This window comes from Mycobacterium sp. MAA66 (assembly GCF_041261665.1).
Taxonomy (GTDB): domain Bacteria; phylum Actinomycetota; class Actinomycetes; order Mycobacteriales; family Mycobacteriaceae; genus Mycobacterium.
Map to the genome: position 1 here is coordinate 12954 of NZ_JBGCCC010000006.1, position 24458 is coordinate 37411.

The following is a 24458-nucleotide window of genomic DNA, read 5'->3' on the forward strand; positions in this document are numbered from 1 at the left end:
GGTTTCAGGGCTGCGGGCTGGTCAACGATGAAGTATGACCCCAGTCAACCGCGGCCTCGGGCGATCAACCAGTGCCTGCCATGCCAGGTACTGGCAGTACCCCTCGGGGCATCGTCGCGACCGGTGCCGTTAGTTGGGGTAAAGCCTCAGTGCCCGTGCGGCTTCCGTGGCCACGTCGCCGCTCAGCCTGACGATCGGTGGACCGCCGCGCTGATGGATCACGTTCGCCAGCACGACCACATAGGTGTCCGACCCCGGGTCGATCCACAGTGATACCCCGGTGAAGCCGGTGTGGCCGAAGCTGCCGATGGGAAAGACCATGCCGCGCGGTTTGGACAACTCGGTGTCGATATCCCAGCCCAGGCCCCGCAGGTCCTGTCCGGGGATAGCCGGATAGTGCGGCGCGAGCAGGGGATCGGTTGTGTTGGGGGACTTTTCGATGGCCTTACGGGTGGCGTCGTTCGCCGCTTGGACCTGTCCGGCGGTGTGACCGGGCTGTTGCGGTGTGGTCATCAACTCGAGGGTCGATTGCTTCAGCGGGAACGTGCTTGGGCGTCCGGCGAGGCGGTCGAGGAGCGCCTGCGCATACCGGCCGATGTCGGCGACCGTCGAGAAGACCCCAGCGCTACCGGCCACGCCGCCCATGCGGCGTGCAGTTGGGTCATGCACGGTACCGCGCAGCAGGTGGTCGAAGTCCGGGTTGATGCCGGGGGTGTCGTCGTCATGCGCGGTCGGCGCGACGCGGGCCAACAGCGAGGTGCTCCACGTGCCCGCTGGACACGCTCCGGGCGCGCCGTTTTCGAAAGCGATTGCGGTTCCGCGTATCTGGTGCGGACCGCACGCTTTGGCGAGCGGAAGATAGCGAGTATCTGCCATGCCCAGCGGGGCAAAGACGTTGTCCTGCACGTAATCATCCAACGTTTCGCCGGTGATCTTCTCGACCAGCGCACCGAGGATGATGAAGTTGATATCGGAGTAGTGGAACCCCTCGCCAGGGCCGAACTCCAATGGCGCGGTGAGAGCGCGATGAAGGCCATCAGCCTTGTCCGGCGCGGTTACTCCCCAGGGACCCTGATGACTCAAGTCGCCGCCTGCACCTGAGGTGTGCGTGAGCAACATCCGCAGCGTCACCTGGCCCCGCCGCGGGTCGTTGGTGGCGTTGAAGTCCGGCAGGTACGTCTGCACGGGGTCGTCGAGGCGAACCAATCCTTTCTCGTACTGCTGCATGACGGCGACGGTGGTCGCGAGGCTCTTCGACAACGACGCGAGATCGAAAATCGTATCGCCGGTCATCATTTCGGCGGGACTGGAGGAACCGTCGAGTGCCGGTTCGTCGGGCAGCCTGCGCCAGCCGTATGCCTGCTCAAAAGCGATCGTGCCGGAGTGCCCGATTTGCACCACCGCGCCGGGTAGGCGATGTGCCACAACGGCGTCGTTCACCAAGCGGGTGACGGATGCGAAAGGGCCCGTTGGCACGACACTGGGCGCAACCGGCGCCGCGCTGTCGCTGCTGGGCGGCGGGTACACGGCATGTCCGCACGACGGGGTCGCAGCGAGCGCGAGCGAGGCGATTCCAATGGCGCAGACCCGGGAGACGCGCAACACTTTCACCGGCTCGAGGCTAGCCGGAATCGTGATGACGAGTCACCCGACCAAATTGATCACGAGATTGATCGTGCAGGCAATGACCACGGTGCCGTAGATGTAACTGAACAGGCAGTGCTCGAGTACCTCGGCCCGGATCTTGGTTTCGGTGACGGCTGTGTCGGACACCTGATAGGTCATCCCGAGGTTGAACGAAAAGTAGTAGAAGTCGACATAACGGGGCGGCACATCGGAATTGAAGTCGATACCGCCGGGTGTGCCGCTGTAGTACGCGCGGGCGTAGCGGGCCGTGTGCATGGTGTGCAATAGGGCCCACGTCGACAAGATCGCGACGAGGGACAGGCCTGCAAAGGACGCCTTGTCGGCATCGTTGGCCGAACGCAGCAGGATGCCGATCGCGGAGAGGCTCGCGGCCAGGATAAGCAGGCGCACAAGGTTTCCGACGTCGTTGTTGACGTCCTCGTCGCTGGCGTGCGTGCGGGTCTGCTCGGCGTCCATCGGCCACTGCACGGCGAAGGTCCAGGAGACGTGGGTGAACGAGGTCGTGATGACGATGACCAGCAGGCTGACCGGCCATCGCTCCAATAGCGTCCACGCGATGGCGCCGGCGATCAGGCCAACCGCGAGGCTGATCCAGAATCGGCCGGCGCCCGAGATGCGAATCCGCGTACTCACATCATCTATGTTCCGGCCGCGTCGGCGATCTCGGTGGATTTACGCGTTACCGCGCCGAACCACCCGTCGGGTGACGTGCGGAAGCGGCCAAACCTTCAGTAGCCCGGTTTGTTCCCGAGGATGATCAGCCGGCTGATGCCGCCGCCGGCAAGTGAAAAGTAGAAAGTCAGGATCAGCGGGTCGGGCACACCGGTCTTGTCGTAGTCGCCATCGATCTCGGCGGAGACGATGTGGTCCCCATAGTGTTCCTTCGACTCCACCACCTTGGTGGCAACGACCTTGACGCCGGTGATCTCGCGATCGATGAACTGCGAGATCGAGGCAGGCCCCCAAAACTCACGCTGAATGTCGTTGATCAGACCGTCATCCGGAAATAGCGCGACCATGCTTGCGGTGTCGTGTCTGTTCATCGCGTCGAAGAACGTGCGTACGGTTGCGGGCAGGTCGAGGGTGGCGATTGTGTTCATTGCAGGTTCTCCTTCGTCGAGCTGATTCATCGACGGATTGCCGCCGGTGCGCTACCAGCGTGTGGGTTCCCGCTACCGGAAGGTCAAGGCAGCACGCGCGGGGACACCCTATTGACATGGTAGTCAATTTCTTGGTAAGCCGGAACTCGCCAGGGATCCTGAACAGGATCTCGTGTCGAAGGAGCGGCTCATGCCAGACGCCGACTTTTGTGTTGTAGGAGCAGGTTTCGCGGGGCTGACTGCCGCGTTGCGCCTGAAACAGGCGGGCCATTCGGTGGCACTGCTGGAGGCCCGCGACCGGGTTGGTGGTCGTACGTTTACCGAGGTCCTGTCCGACGGGACGTGGATCGATTGCGGTGGGGCATGGATCGGGCCGGGGCAGGACCGGATCAAGGCGTTGATGGCCGAATTCGGTGCCGAGGAATACAAGGAGTACATCGACGGCGACGCGATGATGATCGTCGACGGCAAGAAACACCGATATTCCGGCACGATTCCGTGGTCGATGAGCCCGTGGGCGATCGCCAATCTCGGAGCCGGTCTGCTCGAGATCGGGCACCTGTGTAAGTCGATTCCCCACGAAGCTCCGTGGGAGGCGAAGCGGGCGGCCGAGTGGGATCGAATCAGCCTGGGGGAGTGGCTGAGCCGACACGTGCACTCGCAGCAGGCCCGCGAGATGCTGGACATGGCGCTGGCCGGTATCTACACGTCGGCCGCCTCGGAGGTGTCGTTGTTGTGGGCGCTGCACCAGATGGGGTCAGGCGGCGGACCGATCTTCGTCATCTCGAACAAGGACGGCGCTCAGGATGCCCGGGTGCGGGGTGGGATGGGTGCCATCTATGGGCCGATGGTCGCCGAACTCGGTGACGCACTGCATCTTTCCCAGCCGGTGGATCTCATCGCGCAGAGCGGTGACGGAGTCACGGTCCATGCGCAGCGGCTGACTGTGCGGGCCCGGCGGGCGATCGTCGCAGTACCGTTAGCCGTGGCAAGCCAGATCGACTATGAGCCAATGCTTCCCGTCGACCGGATGTTCCTTCATCGCAGAATGCCCAGCGGCGCGGTCTTCAAGATCTCGGTCGTCTACGACGCAGCGTTCTGGCGGGCCGATGGGCTGTGCGGACAATCGACGTCGCCCGGCAGTCCCGCCACGCTGACCATCGATGCCTGCACCGACACAGGCATTCCGGGGATCATGTGCGTCATCACCGAGGGGCCGGCCGCACGCAAGCTCGGACGGCTGGATCCAGCCGAACGGAAGATCGTTGTGATCAGAGAACTGATCGACCGATTCGGCGCCAAGGCCGCCACACCGGTGAGCTATCACGAACAGAACTGGACCGCCGAGCGCTATTCGGGTGGCGGCATGATCAGCCATGCACCGCCGGGCGTGCTCACCGAATTCGGCCATGCCCTGCGGACCCCCTGCGGACGCGTCCATTGGGCCGGCACCGAGAGTTCGGCCAGCATGTGCGGCTGGATCGACGGCGCGGTCCGCTCGGGTGAACGTGCCGCCGCCGAGGTGGTGGCTGCCGAAGAGGTGCTACTTGCCGTGTAGATGGTTGATGGCGGACCTGATCGCTTTGGCGGCCCCGCTGACGGCGCCTGAGAGGGCCTTGGCGATCGGGTTCTGCGGGGGTGTTTTTGGCGCCGGGGTCTTGGGAAGCGTCGCGGAAGGCGTGGCGCTGTTTGCCGCAGTCTTGACGACAGCGGTGCTCACTGTGGTGGTCTTGAGCGCGTTGGTCTTTACGGCAGCCGCAGTGACGGGCGTGGTCGCAGCGACCGGCGGGCCGGCGGGCGGCGAGTAGATCGGGTCCAGCGGGGTGGTGTCAGGCTTCCTGGTCCCGTTGAGATCGCCGATGGCGTCCTGGATGCCTTGCACGGCAGCCTTGACCAGGGCGGCCGGTAGGCCCAACACCGCAGACGGGTTCAACGGGATGACAAGCTGGAACGGCGTGGGCGTGCCGTAACTGGTGCGGTTGTATCCGGTCTCGATGAGTACCTGCAGCATCGGTTGGATCAGATCGAGCGCGGGATTCACCACCCCGGACAATCCGATCTTGTCGCCCAGATACCGCAGCGGTGCGAGCAGCGGGAGGTCGAGTGTGGGAAGGGTGATGTACTGGGTGTCGCCGTAGGTCTGGCAGTTATTGGCTGTGGTGCAACTGCTTTCGGCCGCCGAGACGTCGTCTTGGAATTGTTGGACGGTGTATCCGTACGGATGGGCGTCGGCACCGGTGCCGCTGGTGACCTTCGGCTCGACATACGTCGGGTGGATGAGGAACAGCCCCAGAAGGGCGTTGGCGTCGGCCAGCACGTTGAGCGGGTACTCCGGGAAATCCGAGACGCCGTCATATTGAATGGCGATGTCTTCGGTGTTGATCTTGTCGGTTTGGTTGTTGGCCTGTTGGCCGAAGGAGTTGGTCGGAGCCGGATCCCCGACCGTCGCATTGAGGATCGGGATGGTGAACGGCCCGAAGAAGCCCGGCCGTTCGAAGAGCCCGCCGTTGGGCCGGTTCGGGTCGGCTCCGAGGAAGAACGACAGCTGAGACAGCGACGGCAGGATAGTGCGTGCTCCAGAAGGATTCGGCGGGATCTTGTTGTTGAGATAGTCCTGCTTGAAAAGGGCGACGACGGTGGACCCCTGCGAGTAGCCGACAATATAGAAAGACCCGGTGGGATCAGACTCGTACGCCTGGGTGAGCCCCGGGTGTGTGGTGGGCAGGCCCGTCACGGTGGCGGGCGTTGTGTACCCGTAAATGAGATTCTTGACGCCGGTGCCCACGGACACATTCCACGTGTCAGACGTCAGCTGCTTCAGTCCGAAGAGGATGATCGGCCAGAACGATGCGGGATAGTTGATCGGATCCTGTATGCAGGCGGGTGGTGACTGACACGGAGTGACGAGGTTCTGCACCTCTCGGTTGATGAATGTTGCAGTGGGATCGGGGTTACCAGTCCCTGGCACGACGAGCACCGTCTGAGCCGCCCCGCTGGTGGTTGCAGTCAATATCGACACCGCCGCCAATGCCGTGCCCATGGCCAGCCGCGAAGTATTCATCGTTCTGGATGCGTAACGCATGGCAAACCTCTATCCGAGTCGAGAGAACTGGTAGGGAACTGCACCGAGTACGTGAAGTGCCGACGTGAGGCTGGGGTGGTGGCGCCGATGTCAATGGAGCGGCACCTATTTGAGGTGTTGGGTATCCCGACGTACGGCAGACCGATGTGTCCGGAACAACACGAATCCCCCATGGCCGGTCCTCCCCATGGCAAACTCCAAACCGCCGACCAACGGTATGGAATTATGGCCGCAAATTCACCAGTGTGACAATACTGCCGCTGGTCAAAGCCAGTTTGACGTGCCGTTGAGATGGATGACTGGGAATGACCATGTGACCTGTAGCTACCAACTTATGAAAACACTAGGGCGCGACGTAGGCACTTAATATGTCATGCAGGAAACTGTGCGATATCTACCAGGCAGGGCTCAGAAAGCCGCGGCGGAGTTCTGCTCATTCGCAGTCGGGCAGGCGTACCGAATTGGCCTACGCGTTGGCCTACGCGGCCAAGGCTCCGCGCTTGCGCAACAATGGCAGCACGCCCTCGGCGAACCAGTAAGCCTCCTCCAGATGCGGATATCCCGAGAGGATGAACTCGTCGAATCCGAGGGCGTGGTACTCCGATATCAGCGCGGCCACCTCTTCGTGGCTGCCGACTAGTGCCGTGCCCGCGCCGCCGCGCACCAAACCCACACCAGCCCAAAGGTTCGGGTAGATCTCGAGCCGGTCCAATTGCCCGCCATGGAGCGCTGTCATCCGTCGTTGTCCTTCCGATTGGGATTTGGCGTGCAGCGCCGTGGCCTGCGTGACCTGCTCCGGCGTCAACTCCGCCACCAACGAATTGGCAACCGCCCACGCGGCTTCGGAGGTGTCCCGGCTGATGGTGTGCAGCCGGATGCCGAACCGCAATGTGCGTCCGCGCGCCTTGGCCAACTCTCGCACCTTCGCGATCTTTGCGGCCGCAGCAGCTGGTGGTTCACCCCAGGTCAGATAGACGTCGACGTGCTCGGCGGCGATCGGTAACGCGGCCGGTGATGAGCCACCGAAATACAGTTGGGGCAACGGATTTGGCGGCGCAGAGACCCGGGCATCGGTCACCGTGTAGTGGTCGCCGGTGTGATCAACCGGTTCGCCACGCCAGATCTGCCGGACGAGCCGAAGGAACTCTCCGGTCCGCGCATACCGTTCGTCGTGGCTGAGCCAGTCGCCGAAGCGGCGCTGCTCAGCGTCGTCCCCGCCGCTGACCACGTTGAGCAACAACCGGCCGCCGGAGAAACGCTGGAAGGTTGCTGCTTGCTGTGCAGCCAGGGTCGGCGGCACCAAGCCCGGTCGAAATGCGACCAGGAACTTGAGTCGCTCGGTCTGCTCCAACAGCGCAGCCGATGTCAACCACGCGTCCTCACACCAGGTTCCGGTCGGGGTGAGTACCCCTTCGAAGCCGAGACGATCGGCCGCGCGCGCTATCTCACCCAGATAGCGGAGGCTGGGCTCGCGGTATCCGGGCGGAGTCGTGTGATGCGCGGACGCGTGCGACGCACCGACGATCGACCGGCTGTCGCCGTTGGTGGGCAGGAACCAGAAAAACTTGGCGGGCACGTTGATTCGTCTCCTATTTGGCGGTGTTCCAGAATTGCGACAGCCCATCGCTGAATCGGTTGTCAACAAAGTTCGAAAAGGTCGGTTTGTTCTCGGTCTGGCCCGATTGAGCGAACACGTCGGCCAGCTGCTGCTCGGAGTTGAGCACCTGTTGGTCGAGGGGGATGGCCAGCCGTAGGCTTCGGGACTGCGCGATCTGGGCTGCGTCCGGATCGATTCCTATTGCAGCGGCGTACTTTACGTACCATTGCTGCTGGTGCGCCTGGGCCCAGAGGGATGCACGGGCCACGCGTTGGACGAAATCGGCCAGGGCGGTGTTGCGTTTGGCATCGCGTAACGCGGCTACCGACGCAATCCCGAATCCGTAGCCGTTGCTGACGCCCGCCGCAGTGGTCAGCGTGCGTACCTTGAGTTGTCGCTGGGCGAGGGCGGTGTACGGGTCCCAGATCGCCCAGGCGTCGGCTTGCCCCTGACTCAGGGCGGTGAACGCGTCGGCCGGCTGCAGGAACACCAAATGGATGTCATGCACCGTGAGGTTCGCCTTCTGCAGCTGCAGCAGTAGATGGCCGTGCGCTGAACTGCCCTTGCCGACGAGCACCTTCTTGCCGCGCAGATCGGTCACAGACCGGATGGGTGAGTCGGCGGGGACCAGAATCTGATCGCCGTCGGCCTGGTTCGAGTAGGCCGCGACCACACGAATTCTCGCGCCGGCCGCGGCGCCGAAAATGGGTGGGGTGTTTCCGGTTACGGCGAAGTCGATCTTGCCCGCGGTGGCGGCCTCGACCTGTGGTGGGCCGGAGGTGAATGTCGAGAACTGGACCTGGTAGGGCGTGTTGTCCAGTTCCCCGGCCGCACGTAGCAGCGACTCGGTGCCGCCCTTCTGATCGCCTACCTGCAAGGTGAGTCCGGCCAATTCTGATGGTGGAACAGATTGTGGGACAGATGATTCCCCGCTGACGTGACGGCCGGATACGCAAGCCGACAGCAGCATGGTGGCCGCCAGCAGAGCTGTCACGACCCCGACTCGGGAACGGGTCATCTCACACGCCCAACTTGGTGAGAAGTTCAGCCCGGTAGCTGTCGGTGCCGCTTTCGCGCTGTCCGTGCGGTCGACGGGGGTTCTCGACACGCAGGGTGTGCACCACCTGACCGCGTTCCAGCACCAGGACCGAGTCGGCCAGCGCTATCGCCTCATCCACGTCGTGGGTCACCAGGAGTACTCCGAAGCCGTGCTGGCGCCAGAGATTGAGCAGCAGCCGGTGCATCGAGAGGCGGGTCAGCGCGTCCAGGGCGCCGAACGGTTCGTCGAGTAGCAGCAGCTGTGGCTCGGCGACCAGCGCTCGTGCCAACGAGACCCGTTGTGCCTGCCCGCCGGACAGGGTCAACGGCCAAGCCTGCGACTTGTCCGCCAGGCCGACTTCTTCGAGCGCCCGGTCGGCCCGTGAATATGCTTCAGCCCGAGGAACTTTGTTCCGGGTCAGGCCGTAGCGCACGTTCTCCCGGACAGATCGCCACGGGAACAGGCGGGGTTCTTGGAACGCGACTGCGGGCGCGCCCTGCACTTCCCGCCGGCCCTCGTGATGGCCTGCCAGCCCAGACAGCACGCGGAGTACCGTCGACTTGCCGGATCCGCTGCGCCCGAGCAGCGCGACGATCTCGCCGCTACCCACTCGCAGACTCACGTCATCGAGCACTCGGACGCTTCCGTACCACTTGGATACCGAGTGCAGTTCCGCGGCGGGCGGGGCGACATCGGTTCTCACCGACGCGGGAAGATCGTGAATCGCTGTCACAGTGTGCCTTTCAGATTCGGTACCGCGCGGCACGGCGCTCCAGGACTCGAACCAGCGCGTCTGTCACGATGCCCAGCAGCGCGTACACCACGAGTCCGAAGATGATCACGTCGATTCGCAGGAAGTCGCGGGCGTTGTTGATGAGGTATCCGACACCCGAGTCGGCGTTGATCTGCTCAGCCACGATGAGGGTGAGCCAGGCAATGGCCAGCGATTGGCGCAGACCCACCAGAACCTGAGGCGCTGCGCTGGGCACCACTATGTTCCGCAAGCGCTGCCAGACTGAAAAACCCAGTACCTCAGCGGTTTCGAACAACTTCGGGTCAACCTGACGGATCGCCGACGACGTATTCAGGTAGAGCGGGAATGCCGCGCCCAATGCCACCATCAGTACCTTGGGTAGCTCACCGATACCGAACCACAAGATGAAGAGCGGGATCAAGCCGAGGTGCGGCAGTGCACGGATCATCTGCATCGTCGGATCCACGGTGGCGTCCACCCACCGCGACAGCCCCACCAGCGCACCCAACACCACACCGATGACACCGCCCAGGAGTAGGCCCTCGGCGGCCCGGATACCTGAAATCCGTAGTGCTGCGGCAAGTTGGCCGTTGCCGATCAGCTCTATACCGGCCTCGGCAATCGTCTGCGGCGCCGGCAGGATATCCGGATCGATCAGTCCCCAGGCGCTGCCGGCCTGCCAGACGGCCACCACCAGCAATGGCGACAGCCACCGGACGATCTCCCAGCGTCGCGCGCGTATCCGCTGGTGCCAGGAAAGCGACGACGCCGCAACATGTTCACTGCCGATGGCGGTGGTGGCCACCGAAGAATGGCGGGTGGTCATCACGCTCCCCGGGTCGATGGCAATCTGGCGTGCGCGCGCATGCCACGGCGTCGAACCTACGAAGCTTCGGGTACCCAGTGAAGATTTACAGTCGCACTGATTTCACCTCGGGATTGCCATGGGGGCGGAGAATGCGAAGCAACCAACCATGGCATCTCGTATTCCTGTGCATGACAGTCGAAGGAGAACCGTAATGATTCGTTGCGTCCGTATGTGGACTGGTGACGACGGCAACTCACTGTTCGAAGAGGGCTGGATCGACCTGGTCGATGGCATGCGCGGTGATTCTGTCGGGCAGCCGATAAGGGTCCACGAGCTATCTTTCCAGGAGACCCGGTCGGGCGGATCGTACGAATGGCATCAGGACCCGGTACCGCGATTTGTCCTCACGTTGTCGGGCACGCTCGAGTTCGAGGTCAAATCGGGTGCCACGTTCATCATCCGCCCCGGTGACATCTTGCTTGCCCAGGACAACAGCGGCACCGGCCACACGTGGCGGCTCGTCGGGGACGAACCCTGGCGGCGTGCCTACGTGGTCTACGACGAGGACTCAGACCTTCGCTTCACCCCGACCGACAACAGCGGCAGCGTGTGAGTGCTTCCGGGGAACTGCTATGGAGTGTTCCACGAACGGATCAGCTCGGGCCGGGAGAATCACGAACAGGGCTTTCCTCCGACGGTGTCAGTGGCGAGGTGCGCGCCGAGGTGTTTGACGCCGTGCCGCCGATCCCCGCTGCCGCTGCGGCTGCCAGCGCTGCGGCGTGCTTACCGGGTGCCGGCTGCTGCGTCGCCGACTGCGGCGGGCCCGACGTTTCCAGAGGAAACCCGTAATGCCGCATCAGCCGCTCGTCTTCCTCCGGCGCGATCTGAGCGCCGCCGTCGAAATGCGGAGCACTCTTGACCCTGCTTTTTGCGACCGGGACCCGCACCGAATCGCGACCGTCGTAGCGCGCACCTGTGAGCGGGACCAGTAGTTTCCAGACGCCGAACGGTCCGGTACGGACCGTTGCCCATTTCGGCCGTCTGCTGAGACTGGTCAGGTACAGCTGACGGATTCGGCCGATTTTGTCTCCCGCGGCGTCGTACACGGTCGCGCCGACCAACTGGTCAGAGATGTCTGGCATGGTTCCGCTTCCCTTCAGTGGGTATCCGTAGGTCATCGGTTCTGGTCGCCGGTCGTTGCGGACCGTCGACCGCTGGGCCGATACGGGGTGGTTACCACGTGTGGCAATCGGCAAACATCGAGTCCGACAGACCGCGGCGCCGTTCGGTGTGATGTTGCCTACGGGAATCGAATCGCGTTGCTGAGTCGCGCCGCGCGGTTGGCGTAAGTGCATGTAGAGCGCATTCTGACTTGGTCGCGTGATTTGCCCTCTGATCGATCGACCGTTGCTCGATTTGCTCGACTGGCGTCCAGTTATGTTGTCGCACTAAGTTTTTCGAGTGACGTTCTCAGCAGCCGGCGCCACCGCGCGATGGATCTCTCCCTTTTTGACTGTGGCGGCCGTCGCCGCGATTGCCTCGTCGACGCTGGCCGCTCCGGCCCCGACGGTCCGGCTCACCGGTGACGACAACCCACTCGCGGGGCAGACCTTCTACGCCGACCCCAACTCTGCGGCGGCCAGGGCCGCTCGCGGAAGTGATAATCCGGAGCTGGCCACCATCGCCAGAACCCCGCAGGCGTACTGGCTCGATCAGGCCTTCTCGACGGGCACCGTAGGCGGCACGGTGTCCAAGTATGTCGGCGCGGCGCAGGCGGCCGGAGCCATGCCGATCCTCGCGCTCTACGCCATCCCGCACCGCGACTGCGGCAGCTACGCAGCGGGCGGGTTCGCTTCGGCTGACGACTACCGGGGCTGGATCGACGCGGTCGCTGCCGGCCTGGGCTCCATGCCGGCGACGATCATCGTCGAACCCGATGCGGTCGCACACACCAAGTGCCTGTCGGACGATCAGCTCCAGGAGCGGTTCGGTCTTTTGAAGTACGCCGTCGGCGCGCTCACCCGGGACCCGGCCGCGGTCGTGTACCTCGATGGCGGGCACTCGCACTGGCTCACTACCGACCAACTGGCCGACCGGCTCAAGCAGTCCGGGGTGGATCAGGCGCGGGGGTTCTCCCTCAATGCCAACAACTTCTACACCACAGATGACCAGACCGGTTTCGGCGAAGCGGTATCCGGGATCCTGGGCGGATCGCACTACGTGATCGATACTTCGCGCAACGGTGCCGGACCCGCCGCCGGTGCGCTCAATTGGTGCAATCCCAGTGGCCGAGCGTTGGGCGTCGCACCGACCACAGCTACCTCGGGCCCGCACGCAGACGCCTACCTGTGGATCAAGCGCCCTGGTGAATCCGACGGTTCATGCGGTAGTGGGGAACCGGGCGCGGGTCAGTTTGTCAGTCAGTACGCCATTGACCTGGCCCGCAACGCGGGGCAGTAGGTAAGCTCAGCGCAACTCGGCATCGCAGCAAAGGTTTTGGCGCGCAATGGAACCGGGTTCAGGACACCGTTTGGAAACGCCGGGGTCACGATGCGGATCGTATGAACCTCAGGTTGGTAACGAAGAGTGTTTCCGTGTCGACATCGCCCACCGTCTGGTCGTACGGTTCGCCTTGAAAATTACGCAGTCGTAATTTAGGGACACAACCAAGGGAGCGACCGTGTCGATGAACTTTGATCGATTCACCATGACGGTGGTTGCCGGCGCCGGACTATGTGTGGCTGCAATGGCTTTGACCCCCAATGCGGCAGCAATCCCGCTGAAAACCGGTGGGACGCACTGCGTTTACGACAGCGCAGGCAACGTCATTCCAGGTGCGGGCGGAGCCGCGGGCGCGGCTGGTGGCGCGGTTCCGGCGTCTGCGTGCTGCGCGGGCATGGGCGGCGGCGCGGGCGTTCCTGCAGCCGGTGGCGGCGGCGGAGGAGGCGGCGGAGCAGTCCCCGTGGCTGGTGGTGGCGGGGGCGGTGGCGGTGGTGTAGTGCCTGCGGCCGGTGGCGGCGGCACCCCTCCGATGCCTTGCAGTGCCGTTGACGCAGCGGCGATTTCGCCGCTCGCCGGTGGCGTGCCGATCCTGCCCGGACCGCCGGTTGTCGTGCCTCCGGTTCCGGCGGCCGTGCCTCCGGTTCCGGCTGGCGTGCCCCCGGTCCCAGCCGTCGTGCCTCCGGTTCCGCTGGGCGTGCCGCCTGTTCCTGCTGGGGTGCCCCCGGTTCCCGCGGGTGTGCCGCCGATCCCGGCTGGGGTGCCTCCGGTTCCGCTGGGTGTGCCGCCCGTTCCCGCGGGCGTGCCGCCGGTACCCGTCGGTGTTCCTCCCGTTCCGATCGCCGCCCCAATTCCGTTGGGGGCCGGAGCTGTTGCGGCCGCGGCAGGCGCAATTCCGGGTGCTGTCCTGGTGGATGCAAACGGCCTCATGCCGGGCAAGGAGGCTCCGAGTGGGCCGTCTCCCGCAGGCGTCGGCCCCTCCGTTGGCGTTCCGACCCAGCCCGGCCCGCCAGGGTCCCGCGTCACCGTTCAGAGCGGACCGCTGAACTCGGCACACTGATACCCAATACGAAAACCGCCCCGGATCGCCTCCGGGGCGGTTTTCGTCTGTCCGGTAGCTGGGCTGTCGACTATCGGCCGCCGGCTCGCATCGAGCACTGAAACCTGTTGTAGTGCAAGGTGGTTGCGACGGGGTACGTCCGGCACGGGCAGGTTACATCCGCCCTGGGTGACGATTCCTGATGCAAGTACTGGGCCGGGTCTGATGACAGGTGCGACGGCATCTCGATACCCTGCCGTGCCCTGCCCGCGGTGTCGGATCGGTGGAGGCCGCGTTGTCCAGCGCTGCGGTGGGTCGGCCGCCGGGGCCGGGAGATCGCATTGGCATAGCTGCTACGACGAGGGAAAGTATTGGTGCCCAGGAGCATTCGCCGTCGGCAGACATGAAACGAGGCGGGTTCGACCGTGCGAACCCGCCTCGTGTGGACGCCTGAAGGGCTACTCCTGGACGATCACCGGATCGCCGACGTGGACGTTGTTGAAGTACCACTCGGCCTCTGCGGGGTTCAGGCTGATGCAGCCGTGGCTGGTGTTCTCGAAACCCATTGCCGTCACGGCCCACGGAGCCGAGTGCACGAAGAGCCCGCGCCTGGTGATCCGTACGGCGTAGTCCACCTCGAGGAGGTAGCCATCCGGATTGTCGACGGGGATGCCGACGCTGCTGGAGTCCATGGTCACCGAACGCTCCTTCGAGAGCACCGAATAGGTGCCGACGGGAGTCTCATACTCGGGCCGGCCCATCGAGGCCAGCAGCACCCCTGGTTCACCTGCATGCGGAAGATGGTGCGGCGCAGGGAAATCCGCTGGAGACTGGCCGTCGACGGTCACGGTGAAGGTGTGTTCGGAGATGCTGGCGACTCCGACCACGGCGGGGCCTGTCGTGAATGCTGCCGACTGACCCTCGACCGACAGCTTCACCGTGCTGTGTGCGGGCCAGAATCGGTCGGGCTTCCACTGCACGACGTTGTTCTCCAGCCATTCGTACTTGCCGGTCATCGCGGGCGTCGAGCGAATCCCGAGGGCGAGCTCGGCCGCCGGCCGGTCGGTGACAGGCGCTTTGAAGGTCACCACCACCGGATGTGCCACGCCCACAACTGCTCCGGGCGCCGGCAGGATAGAGGTGATGTTCGAATTGTGCGGCAGGCTTACCGCAGTCGTGTTGATGTCAGGCGCGCCATTCAGACATGCCGCTACCACGAGTACCGCCAGTACAAACTGTATGACCGCCCGCATCGGCCGAATCCCTTCGAGTTGACCCCCTCGTCAAATACGAGGTCATGTTATTAACACGAAGGCGGTTGAACCCGCAGGCGCACTTGATATTTCGGTCAAGCATTCATCACGGTTTGAGGACGGCCCGATATCCGCCCGAAACGGGGCCGAAAAGCCTCGGGCAGACGGCGGATTATGCGGATTTGCGATGCAGGTGTTCACCGCGGGCGACATAGACGATCCCGGAGTGATGCGCGGAGGCGGCACCGGAGACGGCGGCGGCGAACTCGGCGTCCTGCGGGCGGCACTTGTCCAGGATCTCGCCGGACACGACAGTGAATTCGATTCCGTGCCGGTGGAATTCCGAGCGCATCGCGTGCAGTGTGGTTTCCCCGGCGCGCATTCCGGCGGCCATCGAGGTGTAACCCTTCGGGACGGCCTTGTAAGGGTAGAAGTGCGCCTGGTTGTTGGTGACGAAGACGATCTGACCGCCGGTCGGCATCAACGGCAGGGCGAGTTGGGCCAGGCGGCGCTGGGCGACGCGGTTGACTCGCATCGCAACCCCTGCGCAGTCCGACTTTTTGAACCTGCCGGAGGCGTTGAGCACGAGCATGTCCAGGCGGCCGAATCGTCGGCCGATGTCGTCGATCATGGTGGCGACGGCAGCCTCGTCGGAGATGTCGGCGGTGGCGGTCGAGGCCTGCCCGCCGGCCGCGCGGATGGCCTCGGCGACGGATTCCGCCTGGGCGGTGTTCTGCCGGCAGGCGACGATGACGTGGGTGCCGGGATCGGCGAGTTGCAGTGCCACCTCGGCGCCGATGCCACGCGATGCGCCGGTCACCAGGGCGACGCGGTGAGTTGGCTGTGCCTGCATGGCGAGCCCCTTGTCATTGGAAGTGGATGCGGACTGTGACCCACCCTACACCGACTCTAAGAAAAATAAGAAATGTTCTAAGGTAACAATAAGGCGTACGACCTTGGTGTTCGAGAGGGAACCGCCCGCTACTCGGTGGTTCCCAGTGGCCCCCGAATCGATCCCGTCGTCGTCGACGAGGAGATCTGGGATGTGTTTGCGGCTGTCACGTCGGTTCAGGCTGTTTCGGCCCGGCGCAGGTTGAGGGCGCGACGGCTCCGCGTGGGACAGCCTCGCGTAATGCATGCAGTGCATCGTGAAGTAGTGACTTCGCGGTGGTCTCGCTGACGCCGAGCCTGGCCGCAATGTGCCCGGTGGAGTGCCCGCCGTTGTACGCCAGGTGCAGCGCCATGCCCTGGTCGCGGGACAGCTGCAGGAAAGCAGCTCTGAGGTTGTCTTGCACGCGGCCCCCGAGTTCGAGGTAGGACGTCGGTCCCGTCTCACCGCGTTGTGAGACGAACAGTCAGACGGAGCAAAACAGGTCGACGCGGATCTCGCGTATGCGTCGGCCTGTACTGGGCCTTACCTCGATTCTTCAGCCAATCGGTCACCATGGCCTTGCTGCTGGCATGACCAGTGGACTACCAGCTAGCTGGTAGTCCACCAAGCCGTTTCAACGGCTACCCGGGTGAGCTGTTCGCCGACACTGCCGAACGTCAAAAGATCGAAAATGCAAGCAAATTCAATTGCCGGCAGCGGAAAACCACCGGTGGCGCTGCCTGGCCAGCCTACTCATTGCGGCCGCCTTGGTACCGGAGTACCAAGGGGGACGAACCCCAGAAGACAACTATGAGAGGAACCAACATCACCGCCTCACAACCACTTGATTGCAACTCGATAAGCGCCGCCCAGCAAACCGCTCTGGCTGAATAGGGTTGTCAGGTGGATCGCCGAACCGCGCTCAAGCTGCCATTGCTACTGGCAGCCGGTTCCGCTTTGGCCGGGCTGCCCGGAACTCCCGGACTGCTGCGAGCCAACGCCGCGGGAGCCCGATGGACCCCTGACCGCGCCAACAACTGGTACGCGGCCCAGAGCTGGCCGGTCGGCGGAAACTACATCACCTCAACCGCCATCAATCAGCTGGAGATGTTCCAGGCGGCCACCTTCGATCCGCAGCGCATCAATGCCGAACTCGGCGCCGCCCACTGGTTCGGGTTCAATACCGTGCGGGTGTTCCTGCATGACCTCTTGTGGGTGCAGGATCAGCGGGGCTTCTCGCAACGCTTGGCCCAGTTCGTCAACATCGCGGCGAGCCACAACATCAAACCGCTGTTCGTGTTCTTCGACTCGTGCTGGGACCCGCACCCGCGGCTCGGCCCGCAGCGCGCGCCCACGCCGGGCGTGCACAACTCGGGGTGGGTGCAGAGCCCGGGTGCCGATCGGCTGGGCGATCCGAGTTATCGCGCCGTCATGCAGAACTACGTGACCGGTGTGCTGAGCCTGTTCCGCAACGACAATCGGGTGCTGGGCTGGGATCTGTGGAACGAGCCCGACAATCCGGCCAAGGTGTACAGCAAAGTCGAGCGCAGCGACAAGATCCAATTGGTGACCGACTTGTTGCCCCAGGTCTTCGCTTGGGCCCGCGCCGTCGATCCCATCCAACCGTTGACTTCCGGTGTCTGGCAGGGAAGCTGGGCAAACCCCGCACAGCGCAGTGCGATTGCCTCGATTCAGCTCGACAACTCCGACGTCATCACGTTCCACAGCTACGCCAAGCCGACCGACTTCCAGTCCCGGATCGGCGAACTGACGCCGCTGGGGCGCCCGATCATGTGCACCGAATACCTGGCCCGCAACCAGGGCAGCACCGTCGAGGGTGTCCTGCCGGTTGCCAAGCGGAACAACGTCGGAGCCTTCAGTTGGGGGCTGGTCGCGGGGAAGACCCAGACCTACTTCCCATGGGACTCATGGGATCACCCCTACAAGGCCGAACCGGCGGTGTGGTTCAGCGACCTGCTGTACCCCAACGGTCGGGCGTTCCGGGACAGTGAGGTGCTGACCGTCAGGCAGCTGGCGGGCGTCTCCGGACAGGCCTGAAACGATCAGTGGTGGGCCAGCAGCAGGATCAGCTGGGCTTGAAGCTCACCGAAGAGGAAGCCGAGCGTGGCGCCGAGCACCACGACGATCCACTCGTCGTCCTTGAATGCAGGGCGCAGTAGATTTTCGAAGGCCAGTGAATCCAGCACCATCATCTTGTCGACCATGACGTTCTCCAGATCGAGGCGAGTCCGCATGTAATCCTCGATGTAAGTGGATGTCTCGGGCAGCTTCTCGATGATCGAATCGGTTATCTGCCGCTTCATGTCCACGTACTGACGGCCGCCGACGGCGCTGAAGATGCGTCCGGTGAAGCCCATCTGGGTGTCGACGGTCTTGCTGATCTCCGTCGCGATCATGTCGAAGAAGCGGTCCGACGAGGGACCGTTCAGCATGCTCTCCATGATGGCCTTGGGGGTGAAGATCTCCCGGGCCATCAGTGCCGCGTAGCCCTCGACCACCTGGGCGCGTTCCCGCTGAAACACGCCCTGCCACTTGATGCCGGGGAAGACGTTTTTTCGCTCCAGTGGCCGGAAGATCATCTGCAGCGCAACGTAATCGGTGAGACCACCGGTCAGCAGACCGAACAGCGGCAGCGACCAGTGCCAATTGGTGATACCGAACACCGCTGCCTGGATCAGGCCGATCAGGAAGCCGAAGAGCAACCCGGACATGATCAGGAATTTGAACGCGGGTTTGCCGATGTCCTGGAAAACCGTGTTGAGCGTTGCCTTGTCGCGCACCAGGTTGGTGACGACCATGTGTTTGATATCGAAGATCTGGTCGACCTGGCCGCGGAGCTTGTCGAACATCGCGGCCATGGCCGAGGGGATGCGTTTCTCGACGTTCTTGACGACGACGTCCTTGAACTGGTCCGGAGTGGCTCGCCAGAGCTGCGGCTGGAACGCCATCATGATGGTGTCGACCATCTCCGCAGAGGTCTGCCGCAATGGCTCGGCAAGTTCGGCGACCAGCTCGTCCGGATCGATGCGGTCGAACATCTCCTCGGGTTTGAGGATCTCGGAGGTCAACGAATCCACGGCCACCGCAGCCATTTTCGGCGCGCGCTTGGGAATCTGTCCCTGCCAACCGAGATACGGCGGAACGCCTTTGAACTCGACGGGGTAGAACATCATCTTCAGCGCCATGATCTTGGTGATCCAGCCGACGAACGCCGCACCCAACGGGATGGTGATGTACACCCACCACGGATAGCTGAACGCGTGCTCCCAGAGATCCTTCACCAGCCTGCCTCCCAGCGCGTCCGACTGTTGCGGGCGCACTGCACATTAGCTGGCCGGCAGCCGCGGCCAGAAGCCTGATCGGCTGGTCACGCGACCGAGGCGGTTCGGAGGACAAGCGGTCCGGTCAGTGCCGTGTCGCAGTCGACAGGTGTCGTCGGGGTCCTGGGAAACTAGCGAGCGTGCACATGATGAAACTGGTTGGGGCACAGATCGTGGGTGGGGCAGCACTGGCCCTTGGGTTTGTCCAACGTGCGACCATCCCGCACCTTCCGGTCTATGCCCTCGGCGACCGCCGCCTCGGCACTGCCGGCGTCGAGGCGGGTCTTGCTGCCGCCGTCGTCGCCGATCTGCCGGTGATTCTTGGTTATGTCCTGTTTCTCTCTGGATTCGCTCGGCTCGTTCGGCGTTACGCGATAACGGGGTCGGGACGGGCCGCAGCGACGGCCATGTTCACTGCGACCGCCGTGATGGCAGCCTGCAATCTGATCGAAGACGCATGGCTCCTGCTCGCTGCGCCGTCCGGTCGCGACAACCCGACCATGGTCACTGCGATTGCAGTACTGGTGACCATCAAATGGAGCGCGATGTTGGTGAGTCTGGCCGGCATTCCGTTGGCCATGGCGATAGGTGTTCGCGCTGTTCTCGCGCGAGTTCGCCCCACCGGAGAGCGGTCTACGGCGGGGCATGCACAGCTCATGCGCGCGGTTTTGTTGGTCGGAGGAGTTGCTGGGGCCGGTGCGGTCGGCTGGATGCTGGGCGGCTGGCTGGCCAAACCTGATTGGGCGGTTGCGGCATTTGTCCCGGTCCCGAATCAGAAAGTCACTGCCGGCTTCCGGAGCGACCACCCAGATGTGTTGTGGTCGTTGGTCGATCATCCGGCATCGTGGTGGGCCGTTGTGGCCCTGGCGATCTCGACGGTGCTCATCGCGTTGTGGGCCAAACTGACTGACCGACAGTGGTTGCGGTGTGGGGCGCGCGGCAGTGCGGCATTCGGGTTGTGGGTTTTGAGCATCACGGTCCTGCTGCCGGGCCTGATGCGGCTGAGCTACAGCACAGGCATGGTGGCGGCCTGTCGTCACACTGGGGTGATCGGGGCGGTTGTCGTGGGCACCGTCGGGCTCGCGATCATCCTGGCCACCGAGCCTGAACGGAAGTCCCCCCGGGCGCGGGTGGCTGCGCTGCTTCTACTGGTTGTGGGCCTGTTGACGATGGGTACCGCCGCTGCCGCGGCTTTCCATCGGATCACCGGCGGCGACGGCATCGACCCGCGGCTCAGGTCGTACTCGATGAGCACGACCTGAGCCGGTGAGCAAGAAGTTGACTGCGACTCAGTAGTCGAAGTCGGTCGAACCGGTGAGGGTGTTGTAGTTGATGTAGACCGGGCCCAACGCAAATGGCGAGTAGCCGGTGTTCATCGACGTCGTACCGGTGACGGTCGGAGTGTTGGTGCTCGTCGTCTTGTACGAGTACAACAAGGTTCCGTCGGAGGCGTAGATCGAGACCGTGGTGCCGGCCGTCAAGTACTGGTCGCCACTCGAATCGGCCGCCGTCACCGAGCTGCCCGCGACTGTGGCCGGAATGGTTCCGTAAACGCCGCCGGTGTCGATCAAGAGGTTGATCGGCGTCTTGGTGGTACCGCCGTTGATCGAGACGTATCCGGCGACATTAGGTGATCCCGAGACCGACTTCACCACGGGCAGCGGGTTCAGGCCGAAGATCAGCGTCTTGGTCTGCTCGTTGACGAAGACGCCGCTGCCGAGGGCGCCCGGCAGCGATGCGGTCACGATCGATCCACCGGGGCCGACCGCGTTGGTGCCGATACCGAGCACGCCCACCACACCGTCGGCCGAGATGTAGTTCAGGAAGTTGGTGGTGGAGGTGCCGGTCTGGACGAGGTTGACGGTGACGGATCCGGTCTTGATGCCGCTGCCGAAGCTGACCGAGGTGTTGTACTGGTCGTACGTGTAGGTCAGGGCGGCGCTGCCGACGCCGGTGCCGAAGCCGCTGGTTCCGGTGCCGACCGACGTGCCCAGCGTGTTCTGACTGCCGACGTACTTCGTCGGGATCACCAGGCCGGAGGATCCGGTGTCGACGAGCACCTTGACCATCGGGCCACCGTTGATCGAGATCTTCACGATCGGCTCGGTGCCCAGGTACATGGACAGTGGCACCCCTGCGTACACCCGGGCGTCGACTGCGGCCGCGGAGGCCTGCGTCTTCAGCGCCTTGATGTTGGTCCATTGCGCAGCGAGATTGAGCGCGCCCACTGCGTTGTTGGTGAGCGCCTCGTTGGCCGTCAGCTTGTTCAGGTTCGCCGTCGTCGGATTCGCGGCGTAGGCCGCCATCAGCGTGGCCTGGTTGGCCTGGTACTTGTTCAGGTCTTTCAGTGCCACCGACAGCGCGTAGCCCGAGAAGCCGTTGGTCCACTGGGCGAACCAGTTGCTCTTTGTCGCTGCCGCGTAGGCGGCCTGTGCCGCCTGAACCTCGGTGATGGCTTGCAGTGTCGTGTCGCCGGTGGTGGACGGCGTGGTCTGCCAGGGCGGCCCGGCAGCGGCGGAGGTCGCCAAGGCACTGGACGCGCTGGACAGCTTGGTCAGCGTGTACCGGGTATTGGTGAGGTCCTTGGTCAGCGTCAGCGAGGTGTCATGCGCCGCCTTGGTCAGCGTGGTCTCGGTGTCCCGAGCCGCGACCGTCAGCGCCTGCCCGATCGCGGCGAGGGCCGACAGCACCCCGGAGACGTCGGCGTTGCGGGCAGGTGTGGTTACCTTTCCGGCGCCGGCTCCGGTCGTCACCGATGACCCGCTGGTGGCCGCGAAGGTGGCGGTGGCGGCGGCCGGCGCGGCGGTGTGGGTCGACGGGGTTGTCGATGGGGTGTTCGGCTGGGCCGAGGAACCCGACGCTGACGTGGCCGCTGCGGGGGAAACCGAAGTGGACGCGGCGGTGCTGGGCTTGGCGGCCTTGGCGTGCTTGGGCGCCGAGGAGTCCGCAGTCGCGGCCGACGCGGTAGCCGCGGCAGCCTTCTGGCCGGCGTCGGTATCGGCGTGAGAGTTGTTGTTGCGCTGGGGGTTCGGGCTCTTGGTCTTCTTGTCGGCCTTGGCGGAGCTCGAACCGGCACTGGAACCAGCGGTCGACCCGGAACTGGTGTTGTGCGATGAATCGGAGTGCGACGAATCCGAAGCCGGCTTGGCATTGGCGGCTGCCGCGCCGCTGAGCAGGGCCGCACCCACTCCAACAGTCGTCGCGCTGGCTGCCAGCCAAGCGGACACCTTCATCGGACGAGGTTGCTTACGGTGCCGGGCCTGGGCCATTGGTGCTCCTTAAAATTAAATTCACCGAGGTGACTGTAAACGTCTTACCGCAAACATGTCGTCTGCAGGTCTCGCTTACAGATCGAAGTCAGTTTCGCCGTTGGTGGTGGTGTAGGCGATGTACATGGGATTGTTGGCAAACGGCGTATACCCGGTGTTCATCTGCTCGGACTCGGCGGCGTCCGTGGTGACGACCGGGGCGTTGGAGTTGGTGGTCTTGTAGGAGTACAGCAACGTCGTGCCGTCGGCGGCGTATACCGAGATCGTGATGCCGCCCGGGACCTGGGTTTCACCGACAGCGGTCCAGACCGTCGACGGGATTGTTCCGTACACACCGCCCGAGTCGATCAGCAGATTGATCAGCGAGGAGACCTGGAGCACCGGGACCTTGACGACTCCGCTGACATTCGGCGAACCGGAAACGGCCACCCGTACCGGCCGGGGATTCGGGCCGAATTGGAGTACACCGGCCGCTTCGTTGATGAAGATGCCGTCGCGGAGTTCGCCGGGCAGGGCGGTGGTCACCAGTGACGGACCCGGTCCGACGGAGTTCGCGCCGATGCCGAGCACGCCGACCACCCCGTCGGCTGCGATGTATTTCTCATACGCAGCCTGCGTTGCCGGCGTGACCACGTCGACGGTGGTCAGGCCGGTGGCGATGCCGTTGCCGAAGCTCACCGTGGTGTTGTAGACGTTGTAGCTGTACGTCAGACCGCCGCTGTAGCCGCTGGTACCGCTGCCGACGGCGGCGCCCAGCCCGCCCTGGCCGACGCTGGCAGTGTTGAGCACCAGCCCCGAAGAACCCGTATCGACGAGCACCTTGACCATCGGACCGCCGTTGACCGAGATCTCGACGATCGGTTCGGTGCCCTGGTACATCGACAGCGGGACCGATGCGTACACCCGCCCGTCCTGGGCGGCTTGGTTGATCAGAGTGCTGGCCGACGAGTCCGTCACGGTCAGGGACTGGGCGGCCAGCAGTGCGGTGCGGGCGATGCCAGGCAGGGACTCGTTCACATTCAACGACACCTGCGCCACGAAGCCGAGCAGGCCGGTCGAGTTCTTCGCGTAGTACGCCAGGGCTCCGGCGTTGGTGCTCTGCCAGGTGCTCAGTGCCCATCTCGCCACGGACAGGAGGACCTGGGGCACGACGTTGTTGCCGACAGCCGTCTGGGCCTGGGCGATCTCCTGCAGGGCGAGAGTCACCGAGGCCCCCGGAGTAGCGGTCTTGCCGGCCAGCCACGTGGTGTTGGTCTGGGCGGCCGCGATGGCGGCCGAGTTCGGATTGCCGCTGTTGATCGGGGTGCTCGCTAGTTGGCTGACGGCAGCCAGCACGGACAGCGCGCCGGATGTACTCGCGGCGCCACTCGGGGCGGCCGCCGCCGTACCGGTCGAGGACTGCGACGTGGTGGTGTGCCGGGTGGTCTTCTCGATGGCTGCCGACGCCGGGCCGGCAACAGGTGGCGCGGCCGGGGCCGGGCTGGATTCGGTTGCTGCAGCCGCGGCCGCCGCATGCTCTGCGGCGATGGGCTCGGATTGGGGCTTTGGCTTGGTGGCCGTGGGCTTGGCGCTCGTGGGGGATGCGTCGGTGGAAACGGCGGCGGTGGGTTTGGCGACGCGGGGGTGAGACTTGCTGCGCGCGGTCTTGATGGGCGAGTTTTTACCAGGCGAACCGGTGCTCTTGTCCGCGCCGGCATGGGCATCGCTGTTGGAGGCATGACCGGTGCCGCCGCCGGGTTGGGCCTGGGCGAGCGCCGCGCCGCCGAGCAGTGCCGCGCCGATCCCGACGGTCGCCGCACCGGCTCCCAGCCAGGCTGAAACCGCTATGTCCTGACGCCGCCTACGACGGTGTGCACCGGCCATTCTGTGCTCCTCAAGGCTGACCGCAGCACTGTCCGGCTCCAGGCACGGCGGCTGCGGCGGTCGCGTGGCGCAACCCGAAGAGAATATTTACGCATATGAAAGCTTGCTGTGTCTGCAAAACGGGGCGCATTCTTGATAACCGTCACCCGCTATTCACCTTTGCTGATCGCGGTTGGGGAACTGCTCGCACCGCGGCCCATTGGCTTTCTTCACGTACTTTTCCGCTCGCTGTGAAGCTGTCGCAACGGTCAGGGCGCTTGCCTTGGTTGGTTTTTCGGGCAGGAGGCGGCGCGCGC

21 protein-coding genes are annotated in these 24458 nt (G+C 64.3%); 6 read left to right on the top strand and 15 right to left on the bottom strand.

Annotated elements, in window-relative coordinates; genetic code table 11:
* Window positions 1-129: 129 nt before the first annotated feature.
* The 3 genes from ABIA30_RS17830 to ABIA30_RS17840 all read right to left on the bottom strand — a co-directional run bounded on the left by ABIA30_RS17830 (window position 130) and on the right by ABIA30_RS17840 (window position 2747).
* Window positions 130-1611: a serine hydrolase domain-containing protein gene (locus tag ABIA30_RS17830; protein ID WP_370067734.1), complete on the bottom strand. Its 1482-nt coding sequence runs from the start codon at window positions 1609-1611 to the stop codon at window positions 130-132.
* Between the two features lie 33 nt (window positions 1612-1644).
* Entirely contained in the window at window positions 1645-2262 is a 618-nt protein-coding gene (locus tag ABIA30_RS17835; RefSeq protein WP_370068154.1) for a DUF1345 domain-containing protein, read from the bottom strand.
* A 113-nt stretch (window positions 2263-2375) separates the two neighbouring features.
* The gene (locus tag ABIA30_RS17840) at window positions 2376-2747 is read right to left on the bottom strand and encodes a nuclear transport factor 2 family protein (RefSeq protein WP_370067736.1); all 372 of its coding nucleotides are present in this window, start codon (window positions 2745-2747) and stop codon (window positions 2376-2378) included.
* A gap of 190 nt (window positions 2748-2937) precedes the next feature.
* Between ABIA30_RS17840 and ABIA30_RS17845 the strand changes: the two genes are divergently transcribed.
* Window positions 2938-4305 carry a flavin monoamine oxidase family protein gene (locus tag ABIA30_RS17845; RefSeq protein WP_370067738.1) on the top strand — a complete coding sequence of 456 codons (1368 nt, stop codon included), beginning with the start codon at window positions 2938-2940 and terminating at the stop codon, window positions 4303-4305.
* Here the strand turns inward: ABIA30_RS17845 and ABIA30_RS17850 are convergent.
* The 5 genes from ABIA30_RS17850 to ABIA30_RS17870 form a co-directional block, all read right to left on the bottom strand.
* Window positions 4291-5808, bottom strand: coding sequence for a PE-PPE domain-containing protein (locus tag ABIA30_RS17850; protein ID WP_370067740.1), 1518 nt, complete (start codon window positions 5806-5808; stop codon window positions 4291-4293). The two genes, ABIA30_RS17845 and ABIA30_RS17850, sit on opposite strands and share 15 nt — an antisense overlap.
* A 499-nt stretch (window positions 5809-6307) precedes the next feature.
* Window positions 6308-7405 carry an LLM class flavin-dependent oxidoreductase gene (locus ABIA30_RS17855; RefSeq protein WP_370067742.1) on the bottom strand — a complete coding sequence of 366 codons (1098 nt, stop codon included), beginning with the start codon at window positions 7403-7405 and terminating at the stop codon, window positions 6308-6310.
* A 13-nt stretch (window positions 7406-7418) separates the two neighbouring features.
* Window positions 7419-8444 carry an ABC transporter substrate-binding protein gene (locus ABIA30_RS17860; protein WP_370067744.1) on the bottom strand — a complete coding sequence of 342 codons (1026 nt, stop codon included), beginning with the start codon at window positions 8442-8444 and terminating at the stop codon, window positions 7419-7421.
* Window position 8445: 1 nt separating this feature from the next.
* Window positions 8446-9168 carry an ABC transporter ATP-binding protein gene (locus tag ABIA30_RS17865; RefSeq protein ID WP_370067746.1) on the bottom strand — a complete coding sequence of 241 codons (723 nt, stop codon included), beginning with the start codon at window positions 9166-9168 and terminating at the stop codon, window positions 8446-8448.
* A gap of 40 nt (window positions 9169-9208) precedes the next feature.
* The gene (locus ABIA30_RS17870) at window positions 9209-10045 is read right to left on the bottom strand and encodes an ABC transporter permease (protein ID WP_370067748.1); all 837 of its coding nucleotides are present in this window, start codon (window positions 10043-10045) and stop codon (window positions 9209-9211) included.
* Window positions 10046-10256: 211 nt separating this feature from the next.
* Between ABIA30_RS17870 and ABIA30_RS17875 the strand changes: the two genes are divergently transcribed.
* On the top strand, window positions 10257-10640 hold the full coding sequence (locus tag ABIA30_RS17875) for a cupin domain-containing protein (RefSeq protein WP_370067750.1): 384 nt from the start codon (window positions 10257-10259) through the stop codon (window positions 10638-10640).
* Between the two features lie 40 nt (window positions 10641-10680).
* On the opposite strand, the gene ABIA30_RS17880 is transcribed toward ABIA30_RS17875, so the two are convergent.
* On the bottom strand, window positions 10681-11169 hold the full coding sequence (locus tag ABIA30_RS17880; RefSeq protein WP_370067752.1) for a PRC-barrel domain-containing protein: 489 nt from the start codon (window positions 11167-11169) through the stop codon (window positions 10681-10683).
* A gap of 319 nt (window positions 11170-11488) precedes the next feature.
* On the opposite strand from ABIA30_RS17880, the gene ABIA30_RS17885 reads away from it, so the two are divergent.
* Both ABIA30_RS17885 and ABIA30_RS17890 read left to right on the top strand, forming a co-directional pair.
* Window positions 11489-12487 (top strand): glycoside hydrolase family 6 protein, encoded by a 999-nt coding sequence (locus tag ABIA30_RS17885; RefSeq protein ID WP_370067754.1) that lies wholly within the window; start codon window positions 11489-11491, stop codon window positions 12485-12487.
* 226 nt (window positions 12488-12713) lie between these two features.
* On the top strand, window positions 12714-13586 hold the full coding sequence (locus tag ABIA30_RS17890; RefSeq protein ID WP_370067756.1) for a beta-xylosidase: 873 nt from the start codon (window positions 12714-12716) through the stop codon (window positions 13584-13586).
* A gap of 437 nt (window positions 13587-14023) precedes the next feature.
* Here ABIA30_RS17890 and ABIA30_RS17895 read toward each other — a convergent pair whose 3' ends face one another.
* The 3 genes from ABIA30_RS17895 to ABIA30_RS17905 form a co-directional block, all read right to left on the bottom strand.
* The gene (locus tag ABIA30_RS17895; RefSeq protein WP_370067758.1) at window positions 14024-14818 is read right to left on the bottom strand and encodes a L,D-transpeptidase; all 795 of its coding nucleotides are present in this window, start codon (window positions 14816-14818) and stop codon (window positions 14024-14026) included.
* 172 nt (window positions 14819-14990) lie between these two features.
* Entirely contained in the window at window positions 14991-15671 is a 681-nt protein-coding gene (locus ABIA30_RS17900) for an SDR family oxidoreductase (RefSeq protein WP_370067760.1), read from the bottom strand.
* A 205-nt stretch (window positions 15672-15876) separates the two neighbouring features.
* The gene (locus ABIA30_RS17905; RefSeq protein WP_370067762.1) at window positions 15877-16113 is read right to left on the bottom strand and encodes an RNA polymerase sigma factor; all 237 of its coding nucleotides are present in this window, start codon (window positions 16111-16113) and stop codon (window positions 15877-15879) included.
* A gap of 479 nt (window positions 16114-16592) precedes the next feature.
* Here ABIA30_RS17905 and ABIA30_RS17910 point away from each other — a divergent pair, with 479 nt between their 5' ends.
* Window positions 16593-17747: a cellulase family glycosylhydrolase gene (locus ABIA30_RS17910; RefSeq protein ID WP_370067764.1), complete on the top strand. Its 1155-nt coding sequence runs from the start codon at window positions 16593-16595 to the stop codon at window positions 17745-17747.
* 5 nt (window positions 17748-17752) lie between these two features.
* Here the strand turns inward: ABIA30_RS17910 and ABIA30_RS17915 are convergent, their stop codons facing one another.
* Window positions 17753-18991 (bottom strand): DUF445 domain-containing protein, encoded by a 1239-nt coding sequence (locus ABIA30_RS17915; protein WP_370067766.1) that lies wholly within the window; start codon window positions 18989-18991, stop codon window positions 17753-17755.
* A 188-nt stretch (window positions 18992-19179) separates the two neighbouring features.
* On the opposite strand from ABIA30_RS17915, the gene ABIA30_RS17920 reads away from it, so the two are divergent.
* A complete protein-coding gene (locus ABIA30_RS17920) occupies window positions 19180-20292 on the top strand; it encodes a hypothetical protein (protein ID WP_370067768.1) in 1113 nt (370 codons plus the stop codon).
* Between the two features lie 27 nt (window positions 20293-20319).
* On the opposite strand, the gene ABIA30_RS17925 is transcribed toward ABIA30_RS17920, so the two are convergent.
* Window positions 20320-22263 (bottom strand): PecA family PE domain-processing aspartic protease, encoded by a 1944-nt coding sequence (locus ABIA30_RS17925; protein ID WP_370067770.1) that lies wholly within the window; start codon window positions 22261-22263, stop codon window positions 20320-20322.
* A gap of 111 nt (window positions 22264-22374) precedes the next feature.
* Window positions 22375-24162: a PecA family PE domain-processing aspartic protease gene (locus ABIA30_RS17930; RefSeq protein ID WP_370067772.1), complete on the bottom strand. Its 1788-nt coding sequence runs from the start codon at window positions 24160-24162 to the stop codon at window positions 22375-22377.
* Between the last annotated feature and the right edge of the window lie 296 nt (window positions 24163-24458).